The sequence below is a fragment of the Leptotrichia sp. oral taxon 498 genome (assembly GCF_002240055.1).
Lineage (GTDB): Bacteria > Fusobacteriota > Fusobacteriia > Fusobacteriales > Leptotrichiaceae > Leptotrichia > Leptotrichia rugosa.
The window spans coordinates 749290-763622 of the sequence record NZ_CP016753.1 but is presented as its reverse complement, the minus strand read 5'-3'; the positions used below and the strand labels follow the sequence as shown (position 1 = coordinate 763622).

Annotated in this window: 15 protein-coding genes; 2 read left to right on the top strand and 13 right to left on the bottom strand. The window is 30.3% G+C overall.

Annotation, left to right across the window (positions count from 1 at the left end):
• Positions 1-81: 81 nt before the first annotated feature.
• The 4 genes from BCB68_RS03630 to trxA form a co-directional block, all read right to left on the bottom strand.
• Complete coding sequence (locus tag BCB68_RS03630; protein ID WP_094079579.1) at positions 82-1359, bottom strand: NRAMP family divalent metal transporter; 1278 nt, start codon at positions 1357-1359, stop codon at positions 82-84.
• A gap of 94 nt (positions 1360-1453) precedes the next feature.
• Positions 1454-1774 carry a thioredoxin family protein gene (locus tag BCB68_RS03625; protein ID WP_094079578.1) on the bottom strand — a complete coding sequence of 107 codons (321 nt, stop codon included), beginning with the start codon at positions 1772-1774 and terminating at the stop codon, positions 1454-1456.
• 20 nt (positions 1775-1794) lie between these two features.
• Positions 1795-2721, bottom strand: coding sequence for a thioredoxin-disulfide reductase (gene trxB / locus BCB68_RS03620; protein ID WP_094079577.1), 927 nt, complete (start codon positions 2719-2721; stop codon positions 1795-1797).
• Positions 2722-2828: 107 nt separating this feature from the next.
• A complete protein-coding gene (trxA, locus tag BCB68_RS03615) occupies positions 2829-3140 on the bottom strand; it encodes a thioredoxin (protein WP_094079576.1) in 312 nt (103 codons plus the stop codon).
• Between the two features lie 205 nt (positions 3141-3345).
• Here trxA and BCB68_RS03610 point away from each other — a divergent pair, with 205 nt between their 5' ends.
• On the top strand, positions 3346-3999 hold the full coding sequence (locus BCB68_RS03610; RefSeq protein WP_094079575.1) for a metalloregulator ArsR/SmtB family transcription factor: 654 nt from the start codon (positions 3346-3348) through the stop codon (positions 3997-3999).
• A 93-nt stretch (positions 4000-4092) separates the two neighbouring features.
• Positions 4093-5883 carry an NAD nucleotidase gene (nadN, locus tag BCB68_RS03605; protein ID WP_094079574.1) on the top strand — a complete coding sequence of 597 codons (1791 nt, stop codon included), beginning with the start codon at positions 4093-4095 and terminating at the stop codon, positions 5881-5883.
• Positions 5884-5928: 45 nt separating this feature from the next.
• Here nadN and BCB68_RS03600 read toward each other — a convergent pair whose 3' ends face one another.
• The 9 genes from BCB68_RS03600 to BCB68_RS03555 all read right to left on the bottom strand — a co-directional run bounded on the left by BCB68_RS03600 (position 5929) and on the right by BCB68_RS03555 (position 14333).
• Entirely contained in the window at positions 5929-6540 is a 612-nt protein-coding gene (locus BCB68_RS03600; RefSeq protein ID WP_094079573.1) for a class I SAM-dependent methyltransferase, read from the bottom strand.
• Between the two features lie 18 nt (positions 6541-6558).
• Positions 6559-7530 (bottom strand): ribose-phosphate diphosphokinase, encoded by a 972-nt coding sequence (locus BCB68_RS03595; RefSeq protein ID WP_094079572.1) that lies wholly within the window; start codon positions 7528-7530, stop codon positions 6559-6561.
• Positions 7531-7541: 11 nt separating this feature from the next.
• Positions 7542-8639 (bottom strand): glycoside hydrolase family 16 protein, encoded by a 1098-nt coding sequence (locus BCB68_RS03590; RefSeq protein ID WP_237048695.1) that lies wholly within the window; start codon positions 8637-8639, stop codon positions 7542-7544.
• A gap of 155 nt (positions 8640-8794) precedes the next feature.
• The gene (rfbD, locus tag BCB68_RS03585; protein WP_094079571.1) at positions 8795-9652 is read right to left on the bottom strand and encodes a dTDP-4-dehydrorhamnose reductase; all 858 of its coding nucleotides are present in this window, start codon (positions 9650-9652) and stop codon (positions 8795-8797) included.
• Between the two features lie 23 nt (positions 9653-9675).
• Positions 9676-10578 (bottom strand): UTP--glucose-1-phosphate uridylyltransferase GalU, encoded by a 903-nt coding sequence (gene galU / locus BCB68_RS03580; RefSeq protein ID WP_094079570.1) that lies wholly within the window; start codon positions 10576-10578, stop codon positions 9676-9678.
• A 53-nt stretch (positions 10579-10631) separates the two neighbouring features.
• Positions 10632-11612, bottom strand: a complete 981-nt coding sequence (gene galE, locus BCB68_RS03575; RefSeq protein WP_094079569.1) for a UDP-glucose 4-epimerase GalE — start codon at positions 11610-11612, stop codon at positions 10632-10634.
• 528 nt (positions 11613-12140) lie between these two features.
• Positions 12141-13238, bottom strand: coding sequence for an RNA-guided endonuclease TnpB family protein (locus BCB68_RS03565; protein WP_094079568.1), 1098 nt, complete (start codon positions 13236-13238; stop codon positions 12141-12143).
• 128 nt (positions 13239-13366) lie between these two features.
• A complete protein-coding gene (locus BCB68_RS03560; protein ID WP_157697346.1) occupies positions 13367-13588 on the bottom strand; it encodes a GtrA family protein in 222 nt (73 codons plus the stop codon).
• Positions 13589-13592: 4 nt separating this feature from the next.
• Positions 13593-14333: a glycosyltransferase family 2 protein gene (locus BCB68_RS03555; protein WP_094079567.1), complete on the bottom strand. Its 741-nt coding sequence runs from the start codon at positions 14331-14333 to the stop codon at positions 13593-13595.

Here is a 14333-nt window from a genome sequence, read left to right as displayed (position 1 = left end):
TAAATAAAATATGAAATAACAAAAATGGTCAAAAATTTAACTTAATTGACCATTTTTTTATTATTTTACTTTTTAAAAATTTTATACAAGTTTTCCAAAATAAGCAATTAAGAAGAAAATTGCAAATCCTGAAAGGTAAATTAATCCTACAACAGAAAGCCAGTATAATGCTCCTGAAACTTTGTGCTTTCCCGTTTTAACAAGTTGCAAGTTCAACCATGCGAAAACTGGTGTTGAGATAAATGAAGCGATCATTGCAAAACGCATCATTTTAGCAACATTCCCTGAGAACAAAAGCACGATTAAAATACCGATTATTGAAGTTACTGTAAACCAGATATTAAGAGCTTTTTGCGAAGATTTTTCTTTTCCTAAAAGAATACGCAATGCTTCATCGTTTGCACGAGAATATCCGTCAATAACTGTAATTGTTGTTCCGAAAAGACACATAAATGCAATAAATGCAATAAGCAATCTTGACCATGAACCAATTTCAGACATATACATTTTTATAAGTTGTGCGATATAAGCGGCACTTGCTGGTTTTACTTTTTCTAGTGAACCGTATTGGATTAATGCTCCAAGTGCTAAAAAGATAACTGCAAGAATAGCTGTCCCAATATACCCAACATTAAAATCAAATAATCCATCTTCATATGAAACTTCTGATGTACGTTTCTTTTCTTCCAGCCACATTGAATTTATTGCTGAAATTTCTATTGGTGCAGGCATCCAACCCATTAATGATATAATAAATGGAAGTGCTGCAAGATTCCATGGTGAAGGTGCTACAAAATTTGCTGGAATATGACGGCCACCTTTAATAGCAGCGATGATTACTGCGACTGTTGTTGCTAATGTTAAAGTAATCATAACAAATTTTGAAATTCCATCTAGAACGCTATATCCTCCAAGAATTATCATTGCCCAAATTAAAATTATTAATATTATTGTTATTTGCCCAACTGAAATTCCCCAACTTTTTGGAATGATATTCATCATAATTGCTCCTGTAAGAATACCTACTGCTGCTGTATTTACCATTGCTGAAAATACATTTAGTATGAAAAATATCCAAAGATAAGCTTTTCCTCTGTTGCTATATCCTTCAACCAAGCTTTTTTCTGTATTCAGTGTATATTGAACACCAAATCTAAAGAATGGATACTTAAACAAGTTTACTAAAATAACGACAAGAAGTAATTGCCATCCGTAAATTGCTCCCGCTTGTGCCGATGATACGATGTGTGAACCTCCTACAGCTGCTGATGCCATAAGGATACCAGGCCCCATCGCTTTCAATTTTGTTTTCCAAGTTGAATTTGTTTCTAAATTTGTTTCTGTAATTTCTGTACTCATTTTTACATCTCCTAACTTAGTTTTTAATTATAGTAAATATAATATACCAAATTCAACTAAATGTCAATTTTTTAAATTAAATTTTTAGGTAATCTTAAAGTTTTATTAATTTAATTTGTTCAATTCTAAATTTCAATTCTTCAAAATCTATAATTCTTGCTTGTCTATGAATTTCTTTTTTTTCATAAAAAAGGAGAACAGCGGGAACAGAAAAAAGCGATAGTTGACCTACAGCCTTTTTTACTTTTGTCACATCAATTTTATAACTTTTTATATTTTCTCTTTCCGCAATTTCTTTAATTTTTGGAAAGTCCGCTTTGCAAACACTGCAATTTGGACTTGAAATATAAAGCAGGAATAATTTTTTATCAGCAATAATTTCTCTTAATTTTTCATAATTTAGTATTTCTTCCATTTTTAACTTTAACCTCAAAATTATAAACTGTGTTCTACTAAATATTCTTCTGCATCAAGAGCAGCAATTGCTCCATTTCCCGAAGCAACTATCGCTTGTTGGTATCTAGCGTCACACACATCTCCTGCGGCAAAGATTCCAGGAATATTTGTCTTGGAAGATTTCCCTTTTGTCAAAATATATCCACTTTTATCCAATTCAACAGCATTTCCTAAAAATTTTGTATTCGGATTTCTTCCAATTGCCACAAAGATTCCGTCTGTTTTTAAAACTTCTGTCTTACCAGTTTTATTATTTATCAATTCAATTCCTGTAACTTTTCCATCAGACAAAACTTTTTTAGGAGTGTAATTCAATTTCCATGCGATTTTTTCATTGTCTTTGGCTCTTTTTTGCATAATTGCCGATGCTCTTAATTCATCTCTTCTGTGAACAATTGTCACTTTTGTCGCAAATCTTGTAAGAAAAGTTGCTTCTTCCATCGCAGTATCTCCTCCGCCAATTACAACGACTTCTTTTCCACGGTAAAAAAATCCGTCACAAGTCGCACAAGCGCTTACTCCTCTTCCAATATTTTCCTTTTCATTTTCAATTCCCAAATATCTTGCACTTGCACCAGTTGACACAATTACTGTTTTTGCTTCAATAATATTTTTGTTGTCCAAGTGAATTTTAAAAGGTCTTTCGTTGTACTCGATCTCTTTTACTTGCGCTTGTAAAAATTCCGCTCCAAATTTTTTTGCTTGGGATTTTATATTTTCCACCAATTGTGAACCGTCAATTCCTTCAGGAAATCCTGGAAAATTTTCCACTTCAGTCGTAGTTGTAAGCTGTCCACCTGGTTCCATTCCATTTATTATAATATTTTTCAATCCTGCCCGTCCCAAATAGATTGCAGCTGTAAGTCCAGCTGGTCCAGAACCTATAATTACTGAATCGTATAACATTTTTCTCTCCTTTTCTAAAAAAAGAAAAATTACAAATAAAGATAATTTCTCAAATTCATAATTTTTCTTCCAATTTTTTTTAAATTAAATTCTAATTTTGATTTTTTCTATAATGCTCCATTTATTTTTTCATACAAAGTTTCTTTCGATTGAGGTCCCACCATAACTTCCAATGGTTTTCCATCTTTAAATAAAATCAATGTAGGAATACTTTGGATTCCAAATTGTTGTGCTAACTCCAATTGTTCGTCAACATTTACTTTTCCAACTTTTGCTTTTTCTCCCAATTCATTTGACAACTCTTCAACTATAGGAAGCTGCATTTTACAAGGTCTGCACCAGCTTGCCCAAAAATCTACCAACGCCACTCCACTTGAAATTGTTGCTTCAAAATTATCTTTATTTAAAGTTATTGCCATAAAACATCGCCTCTTTCTTTTATTATTGTTTTATTTTCTTAAATTTTATAGTTTATTTTTTCCAAAAATTATGATATACTGACTTTAGAAATTCAACTATTCAATTAACTAATTGAATAATATCATATTTAAAAAACTTTGTCAACAATTTTATTTAAAAATAAAAATATATTTAATAAAAAATTTTATAAAAAAGAGGTTAATTATGGATAAATTATGTGAAAAATACAAAAACAGCCTTTACAGCGGACTGTCAAAAATTGGGAAATGTCTGTCAAGTGACAAGCGGATTGAAATTTTGGATTTGCTCTCGCAAGGGAAAAAAACTGTGGAAAAAATTGCTCGTGAAACTGGGATGACAATTGCAAACACTTCTCGCCACTTGCAAATATTGAAAGATGGAAATTTGGTTTCTTGTGAAAAAAAGAAAAATTTCGTCGTCTATAAAATTGCCAATGAAAAAATTATCGATTTGGTTTATCTTCTTATAAATGTCGGTGAAACGCAGCTTTCTGATGTACAAAAAATTCACGACGAATTTTACGAAAAATGTTGCAAAACAAAAATTTTAACTGTTGAAGAAGCGCAAAAAATGGTTGAAGAAGAAAATGTTGTAATAATTGACTTGCGACCAGAAGATGAATTTAATTCACAGCACATTGAAAATGCGATAAATATCCCAATGAAAATTTTAGAAGAAAACTTGGAAGATTTGCCAAAAGATAAAAAAATAATCGTCTACTGCCGTGGAAGAAACTGCGCCTATGCCAATATTGCTGCAAAAATATTGACTAACAACGGTTTTTGCGCATATAGCTTAAATCAAAGCTACTATGAATGGAATAAAGCCAAAATATAAAAGAAAATTTTTATAAAAATCCAAAATTTTTCGTGATTTTTTTATAAAATTATACTATAATTTAAATATAAAAAAATATTGGAGGAATTTTCTATGAAAAAATTGTTTTTATTAGCGCTAACAATCACAATATTTGCAGCTACACAAAATGTCGCAATGGCAAAAACGACTAAAAATAAAAAAAGCACTAGCTCAAATTTTGAGTTAAATGTTGCCCACATCAACGACCATCACTCGCATCTGGAAGAAGAAAAAATGCCATTAAAATTAGGAGACCAAACTGTTACAGTAAATATCGGCGGAATGGCCAGAATGGCTCAAGCGATTGATGAATTCAGAAAAGAAAACAAAAATACACTTGTTCTACATGCAGGAGACGCACAAACAGGAACTCTTTATTTCACATTATTCGAAGGAAAAGCGGATGCAAATATAATGAACGAAATCAAATTTGACGCATTCACATTGGGAAATCACGAATTTGATGCTGGAAATAAAGGATTAAAAGGATTTTTAGATGTTCTAAAAGTTCCAGTTGTTTCAGCAAATGTCGTACCTGATAAAGGAAGTATCTTAGAAAATAAATGGAAACCTTACATCATTAAAAATATAAATGGCGAAAAAGTTGCAATTATCGGAATCGAAGTTGTGAAAAAAACTAAAGAATCTTCAAGCCCCGGAGACGATATAAAATTTTACGACGAAGTGGAAACAGCGAAAAAATATGTAAAAGAAGTTCAAGATAAAGGAATTAACAAAATAATCCTGCTTTCCCATGCAGGATACGAAAGAAATCTTGAAATTGCAAAAAAAGTTGAAGGAATTGATTTAATCGTATCGGGAGATACACACTATTTATTGGGTTCTCAATTTGAACAATTTGGACTAAAAGTGGCAGATCCTGATTATCCAAAAAAAATTGAGCACAGTAACGGTGAGCCAACTTATGTAGTAGAAGCTTGGTGTTATGCTTATTTACTTGGTCAATTGAAATTAGACTTTAACCAAAAAGGAGTTGTTACAAATGTCGTAGCAAATCCACAATTATTAATTGGAGATAATTTTTTTGAAGTGAAGGATAAAGACGATAAAAAAATTCAATTGACTGGAGCAGAAAAAGATAAAGTTATTAAATTTGTAAATGAAAATAAAAATATTAAATTTGTAAAAAATGAACCTCAAGCTGAAAAATTATTAGAAGGTTACAAAAAAGAAAAAAATGAAATGGGTAAAAAATCAGTTGGAAAAATTTTAGATAAAATTCCAGGTGGTTCTGAAAACCGTATTCCAGACGCAAAAAATCCAGAAGGTTCTCTTGCAACAACTCTTGTCATGGAATCAGTTTTAGATAAATTAAAAACTATTGGAACTAGAAATATCGACTTTGTCATTGGAAATGCCGGAAATATAAGAATTACTCTGGAACCAGGAGAATTTAACTATGACCTTGCATACACTTTGCTGCCTTTTGCCACAAATACAATTTATACGCTTGAAATCAAAGGTTCAGAAGTAAAACAGGTGCTTGAAGATGCGATAGATTATTCACTTACAGGTGGTTCAACTGGATCATTCCCTTATGGTGCAGGAATCAGATATGAAGCTACAAAAGCGGGAAAACTTGGAACAAGAGTCAAAAAAATCGAAGTGCTTGACAGAAAATCAAACGAATGGGTTCCAATTGACTCAAACAAAACTTATGTAATGGCAACAAATTCATACATTGCAAGTGGAAAAGACGGTTACAAAACTCTTGGTGAAATCATAAAAACTCGTGGTGGAACAAATACATATTTAAGCGACGTCCCTATTTTTATTGACTATGTAAAAGCTAAAAAAGAAATTTCAAGACCAAAAAGCTCAAACGTAATTTTTAAATACTAAAAAAATTAGGAGTACAAAATCGTACTCCTTTTTTCAACTAATTATTTAACTATTTTTAACACATCTAAAAATTCTATATCCAGCTTCAATTACAAGCGTGGTACAATTTCCAAAAAGTTCTTCCAATTTTTTTTTCGTACTTTTAGCTCCGTGTTTAGTTTGAATCACGCAGTAAAATTTCCCATTTTTGTTCAAATGAAAAAAACTTTTTTCATAAATTTCAAAAATCACTTGCTTTCCTGCTCTAATCGGGGGATTGGACAGAATCATATCGAAATTTTCAGAAATATTGTCAAACACAAAAGATTTTCTAACTTCAAAATCATCTGTCCTATTATTTTTTTGTATATTTTCCCGTGTCAATTCTAGCGCTCTCTCATTGACGTCCGTCGATAAAATTCTTGCTTTTCTAAAAAATCTTTTTAAAACAACTGAAACAACGCCATATCCGCAGCCAATATCCAAAATTCGAATATTTTCCAATTTTTTATTTTCATTCAAAAAAGTCCGCAACATCACATCAGTCCCAAAATCAACTTTTATCTTTGAAAAAACTCCATTGTCAGTCAAAAACTCAAACTTTTCGTTTTTAATTTCATAATTTATTATTTTTTTTACTGATTTCACATCTTGCACTTCAGAAAAATAATGGCTCATTTTGTCTATTTTTCCTCCTTATTTCACAAATAAATTACTCATCTCTTTGTAAATAACTATTCTTTTTACCGCTTCTCCAAAAATCTTAGCAGTTGATAAAACAGTAAGTTTTTCAAAATATTCATCTTCTCTTAACTCAATTGTGTCTGTTACGACAACTTCTTTAATTACAGATTCCTTTAGTCTTTTTACCGCATAATCTGAAAATACCGCATGAGTCGCACAGCAATACACTTCTGTTGCGCCATTTTTAATTAACGCATCTGCTGCATTACAAACTGTTTTTCCTGTATTAATCATATCGTCAATCAAAATGACCTTTTTACCGCATACATCTCCAATTAAATTTTCAACTTCAAATTCTCCATCTCCATTTTTTCTCTTTTCCACAATCGCAAGTGGCACTTCAAGCCATTTGGCAAAACCTCTTGCCCTTTTTAGCGAACCTATGTCAGGCGCCACAACAACGACATCTTCACTTTGAGAAAATCCTTTTTTTTCAAAATATTTTGCCAAAATCGGAAGCGGTTCCATATGATCCACTGGAATGTCAAAAAATCCCTGTACTTGTCTTGTATGTAGTTCCATCGTCACAATTCTTGTTGCTCCAGCGGCAACCAACAAATTTGAAATTAATTTTGCAGTGATTGGATCATGTGGATTTATCGTCCTATCTTGTCTTGCATATCCAAAATACGGAATAATCGCTATAATTTCTTTAGCAGATGCCCTTTTTAGCACATCTATAAAAATCAGAAGTTCCATCAAATTTTCATTCACTTTTCCTGCAGTCGACTGCACAACAAAAACTTTACTCCCTCTCACACTCTCAAGCGATTTTGTAAATATTTCCCCATCTGAAAATTTTTGAATCTTATTTTTTGAAAGCGGCAGTCCCACATAATCCGCTATTTTTTGCGCCAATTTTTTTGCCGAAGAACCAGCAAATATTTTTACATCATTTTCCTTAAATTTTTTAGCTTCCATCATCAAAACTCCTTTTATTTATCTTTTTTATAGACTCTCACATAATCAACTTTCATCTCTGTCGGAAAATCCACATCTCCATCGCTTCCAGTCTGATTTTCAAGCGCTACATTTATCATAATAAAATATGGCTGATTATAAGGATTTCTTCCTGCTTTTTTCTCCATTTCCTTCATAGTTCTCTTTTTATAAACTCTTCCATTAAATAGCCACTTTATCTCTTTAGAATCCCATTCGACAGCATAAGTGTTAAATTGCGTCAAATCTTCATTTTTTTTAATTTTTTCATCATTTTTATCAAACATTTCGTATCTATTTTCTGTTGTCTTTAAAACATGCGCTGTTCCAGTTACCCTCGACAAATCAGAACCATAAATCTCAAAAATATCAATTTCTCCATCTGCCAATTTATTTGTTCCTTGACTATACCATTCAGGCCACATCCAAAAAGCAGGCCAAGTCCCCACACCTTTAGGCATTGCTGCTCTCATTTCGATTTTTCCCTCTTGTACGGAAAATTTACCTTTAGTGTGAACCGCTCCAGAACTATATAATATTTTTCTCTGTTTTCCATCAATATTCACAGTTTTATTATTTTCTTTTTTCACTTCAATGATTAAATTTCCATCTTGCACTTTAACATTGTCCTTCAAATAATAATGTTTAACTTTAAATCCAGACTGATCCACCAAATTACCGTTTTCATCCAAATAATTTCCTGCATTCCATGGAATGTTGTTATCTCCCCAGTAACTCCATTTAGATGTATCCAAGCTATTTGAGTCGAATTCATCATTCCAAACTAGTTTCCAATTTTCATTTTTATCACTTTTTTTTCTATCCACTATTTTGCTCCAAAGTGATTTTTTTCTAGATTTTTCGTTTGATGATGTATTTTCATTCTCTTTTTTTCTTCTTTTTCCCAAAAGATTTTGCTCTTCTTTTCTATTTTCTTCTATACTGCTAGAATTATTTTCACTAGTCAACTCTGATTTTTCTTGTGTCATTTCAACCAAATAATTTTTTTCTTCAAAAGTCTGCTGGGGCTTTGCACTTCCAATGACACTTAAACTCAAAAATCCTAACAAAATTAACATATTTGCTTTTTTCATTTATTTTTCTCCGTTCTAAATTATTTATTTAATTATAAACTATTTTTTTGAATTTTTGAATAGTTTTTTTAAATTTCGATAAAATAAAAATTCTAGTTTTACTCTTTAAAAAATTTCAATAAAAAAAGCTGAAAAACTCAGCTTAATATAAATTTTTACAACTCCCCATTTTCTTTCATCTCTTCCAAAAACCTATCAATTCCTGACTGCCAAGCAGGAATTTTCTCTCCTAACAATTTTTCTACTTTACTAGAATCCAATTTTGAATAAGCCGGTCGTTTTGCAGGAAGATTGAAATCAGCCGTCTTAGCTCTCACTAACGTTCCATTCCAACCAATTTTTTTCAAAACATACTTTGCTTGATCGTATTTACTTGCGATTCCATCATTTGTAATGTGATATAAACCAAATTTTTCAGTTTGAATTAGTTTCCAGGAAAACTCGGCCAAATCTACTGAATACGTAGGAGTAGAAACTTGATCATCCACAATATTCAATTCATTTCTTGATTTACTCCAATTTATAACTTGCTTATTAAAATTGTTATTTGCTATTCCAAATACCCATGAAGTTCGTATTACAAAAGATTTATCATATATTTTAAAAACTTCTTTTTCACCTTTAGCCTTTGATTTTCCATACTCTGACAATCCATTCGTTTCTTCTTCTTCCAAATACGGAGAACTTTTGTTTCCATCAAACACAAAATCCGTCGAATAAGTTACAAAGATTGCTCCTATTTCTTTAGAAATTTCAGCTAACTTTTTAGGAGCTTTAGCATTTAATAGCCAAACTTTCTCATTATTTTCTGCCTTATCCACATCATTATACGCCGCACAATTTATTACATGAGTAACTTCTCCATTTTCTTGAAAAAATATCTTTAATTTCTCATCATTTGTGATGTCCAATTCTTTAGAATCAGTTGCGATGTATTCAATATTTTTTCTATCGAATAATTTTTTGAAATCGTGTCCCAGTTGGCCGTTTGAGCCTGTTAGTAGTATTTTCATATTGTTCCTCTAACTTTCATATTTCATTCACGTTCCATTAATTTTTTCAAATATTCTTTTGCCTTATCTTTTAATTCGGGATGTCTTAATCCAAATTCAATATTTGCAACAAACATTCCAAATTTATTCCCTGTATCATATCTTAATCCCTTGTAATCATATGCAAATAACTTCCCACCATCATTTTTCATACTTAAAATTGCATCTGTTACCTGTATTTCCCCACCTTTTCCAGGTTTAGTATTTTTTAAATATCCAAATATTTCTGGTTCTAAAACATATCTTCCAAGTGCCGCTAATCTACTTGGTGCCTCATCTAAATTAGGTTTTTCAACAAAATTTTCTACTTCCACTGTTCTTTCATCTATCTTTTTCAAAGGCTTTATTATTCCATATTTATTTACATCTTTTTCAGGAACTTTTTGTACACCTAAAATATTTCCACCTTTTAACTCAGAATATTTATCTATTAATTGTTTTATTGCAGGTAATTCTCCTTTTGCTTTGTCAGTATAAACAATATCATCTCCTAAAACTACGACAAAAGGCTCATTTCCTACAAACGCTTCAGCACAGCCAATTGCATGTCCTAAACCTAGCGGTTTTTTTTGCCTTACATAATAAATATTCGCTAATTTTGAAATATCATTTATCACTTTTAATAAATCTTTTTTCCCTTTTTCTTCAAGTGTCTTTTCCAGCTCAAAAGAATAATCGAAATGATTTTCTATTGAAGTTTTATTTCTTCCTGTTACAATAAGTATTTCTTCAATTCCTGAATCTACTAATTCTTCAACTAAATATTGTAATGCTGGTTTATCTACCACTACTAACATCTCTTTAGGCTGTGCTTTTGTTGCTGGCAATACTCTTGTTCCTAATCCAGCAGCAGGTATTACTGCTTTTCTTATTTTTTTCTCTTCCATAATTTTTTCTCCTAAATATAATATATTTTCTTATTTTAAGTATACCATATTTTTTAATATTTGCGACTATTTTCCCATTTCCAAGCTGAATTAATAATCTCTCCTAATAAGTATTCTGGCTCCCATCCTAATTCTTTCTTAGCCTTTTCACTATTAGCAACTAATATTGCTGGATCTCCTGCTCTTTTTTCCACAGTTTCCACTTTAAAATCTTTTCCAGTTACTTCTTTTACTTTTTCAATAACTTCTTTAACAGAAAAACCTTCTCCACTTCCAAGATTATAGTTTAAACTTTTATTCTCCTTCAACATTTTTTCCATACCCAAAATATGTGCTTTTGCCAAATCATATACATGAACAAAATCTCTTATACAAGTACCATCTTTTGTAGGATAATCATCTCCAAATATTTTTATGCTCTCTCTTTTCCCACTCGCTGCCTGTAAAATTAATGGAATTAGATGTGTTTCTGGAATATGACTTTCCCCAATTATTCCATCTTTATCACTTCCACTCGCATTAAAATATCTCAAAACAACACTTTTCAAGCCATATGCAGCATCATAATCTTCAAGTATTTTTTCTACCATTAATTTACTCTTACCATACGGATTAATTGGTAATTGTTGATGAGTTTCATCTATTTTTTCTTTAACAGGTTCTCCAAAAGTTGCTGCTGTAGAACTAAAAATAAAATTCTTAACTCCTGATTCTACCATTTGATCTAATAATTTTGTTACTTTAACAACATTATTTTCATAATATTTAGCTGGTTCTTGAACTGATTCTCCAACTTCAATAAACGCTGCAAAGTGCATAACTGCCGTAATATCTTCAGTGTCAAACACTTCTTTTAATTTTTTTCTATCTCCCAAATCACCTTTTATAAATTTTACATTTAATATTTCAGCTACATCTTTATAGCCTTTTGATAAATTATCATAAATTATTGGATTATACCCACTTTTTTTTAATAGATTTACTGTATGGGAACCTATATATCCTGCTCCTCCGATTACTAATATGTTTTTCATAAAATTGTCCTTTCTTTTTTCCCCTTTTTTCATTTAATGATATTATTATTTGAAAAAAAATTTTTTTATAGATATTTCGTATATTTCTTAAAAAAAATCCCTACACAAATCAAAATATTATTGATTAGTAAGGAATTTTTATATTAAAGTTACAATTTATTTTTATAGTTTTCTCTATAAATCAAAAATTTATTTATAATTTTTCTGCCAAAAACTTCATAACAAAAAAATTAGTTATCATCGTAATTGGAGTTATTGTTAATTTTATTATTATCTTTAATAAACCTTTATTATTTAAAAGAGGTTCTGAAATATTATACAACATTTGTCCAATTATCGAAACTGTTACTATCAAAATTATCTGATATAAAATATATATTAGGTATTTCTGTTTTAAACTGAATTTTCCTATATGTGGTGAACTACTCCCGCTTTTAGAAGCGGGAGCTTCTTGGGAAGTATCTGCTTTTGCTAGCCAAATATATTTACCAAGCTCTTCGGGCAGTTCCTGCCCTGTTTTTTTATTTCCTAATATTCTAACATCGCTTTTCCAATGTTTTTTATATTCAATGCCGCATTGTAATCTCTATCAATTTCAATTCCACAGCACTCACATTTATAACTTCTTTCTGATAATTTCAGTTCCTCTTTAACATTTCCACATCTACTACAAGTTTTCGATGACGGAAACCATTTATCTATCTTCAAAAATTGTTTCCCTAAAAACATCAGTTTATACTCAAGCATCTTCAAAAATATTCCCCATCCATTATCTCCTATACTTTTTCCAAAATTTAATGCCTGGCTTATTCCTCTCATATTCAAATCCTCGACAACCACAGCATTATATGTTTCAGACAATTTTTTCGATAATTTATGCAAAAAATCTCTTCGACAATTCTTGATATACTCATGTAATTTTGATATTTTCATTTTTTGTTTATACCAATTTTTAGAAAATTTCACTTTTCTTGACAATGATTTTTGTAATTCTTTCAATTTTTTCTCCAATATCCTAAAATATCTTGGATAATCAGCCCTTTGGTTTTCAGAACTGACAAATAATTCAGACATTGAAAAATCAAGTCCTATTACTTTATCACTATTTGGCATTTTTTGAATTTCTTTTTCAAATTCCGTCAAAACAGAAACATAGTAATTTCCATTACTGTTTGTTAGTGTTACCGACTTTATTCTGTAATCCTCTGGTATTTCTCTATGATATTTTAATTTTACTCTTTTCAATTTTGGCAAAATCAAATATTTATTTTCCTCAATTCGTATCGAATTGTTCACACAATTTGTCGTGTAACTTTTAATATTATTCTTTTTAGATTTGAACCTCGGAAATTTCGCTCTCTTCTGAAAAAAATTCGTAAACGATCGTTTTACATTCAATTGAGCATTTGAAAGTGCCAGACTATCTACTTCTTTTAAAAACTGATTTTCACTTTTCAAACTGGCAGGTGTAATTATTTTATTTTTTCCAGTTTCTTCATAAAATTTATTCGCAGTATACAAAATCGTATTGTAAACAAAACGAACACATCCAAAAGTCTTGTTTATCAATAATTCCTGCTCCTTATTTGGATAAATTCTGTATTTGAATGCTAAATTATATTTCATAAAATTACACCTCCTTTTGATTTTGAATATTATTTTTAATGACTTCTCTTCAATATTTTACACAAAAATTGTATCATAAGTGTATCCTTTTTTCAATTTTTTTACAAAAAAAGCAATTCATCTCCCACTTATAGAAAGCCTACGACTTCTTGCTGTCTTTTTGTTAAAAATATTTTTCTTGTAGACACAAAAAATACAAAAGTTATCGCAGGAATAGAACTTAATATATTTGAAAAAATCACATTATATTTAAGTATAACAGTTAATATTGTATATATTGTTGTATCTATTAACCATCCCGTTCCTGAAATCAATAAAAATTTAAAAAATTGTATTATTAATTTTTTCATTATTTTAAAATTCTTTCTTTGAAATAGGATTTTTTAAAAATTTATTTAAATCTGCTGGTATCCCTAAACCGTACATTCCATTATTTTCACTTCCAATATTATAAAATGTTATTTTTTTCCCATCTTTTATCATTTCATTGTATACTGGAGCTACATAATACTCACCATTTACACGGATTTCCTTTTCTATCATTTGTTTTGCATATTTCACAAAATCTGATCCTTTAGCAAAATTATATATTCCAACTGTAGCCTCATCAGATATTACCACTTTTTCTTGAACATCTGTTACCAAATTATTTTCATCGTATTTTATAAACGACCATTTTGGATCATCAGCTTTCATTGTCATGATAAGCCCATCATATCCCTCTTGAGCTTTGATATAATCATTTATATCAATATCTACATATTGATCCGAATTTGCTATCATCATCTCGTCATCATTATTTATATATTTTTCTGCCAATAAAACAGTACAAGCCGCTCCTTCTGTTACTCCGTCAACAGGAACGATAATACAATTTGGTGAAATTTCTTCCAATTTGTTTATTAAATCATATTTTTCGATATGTTCCTGTAAACAAAGATATATAAATCTATGTTCTTTTTTGGGTCTTATATTATTTGTGACATATTGTATCATTGGTTTATCATGAACCATTATTAATGGTTTTGGTAATTTATATCCTGCATTTGCAAATCTGCTTCCTCTTCCTGCCATAGGAACTACTATATTTAACAT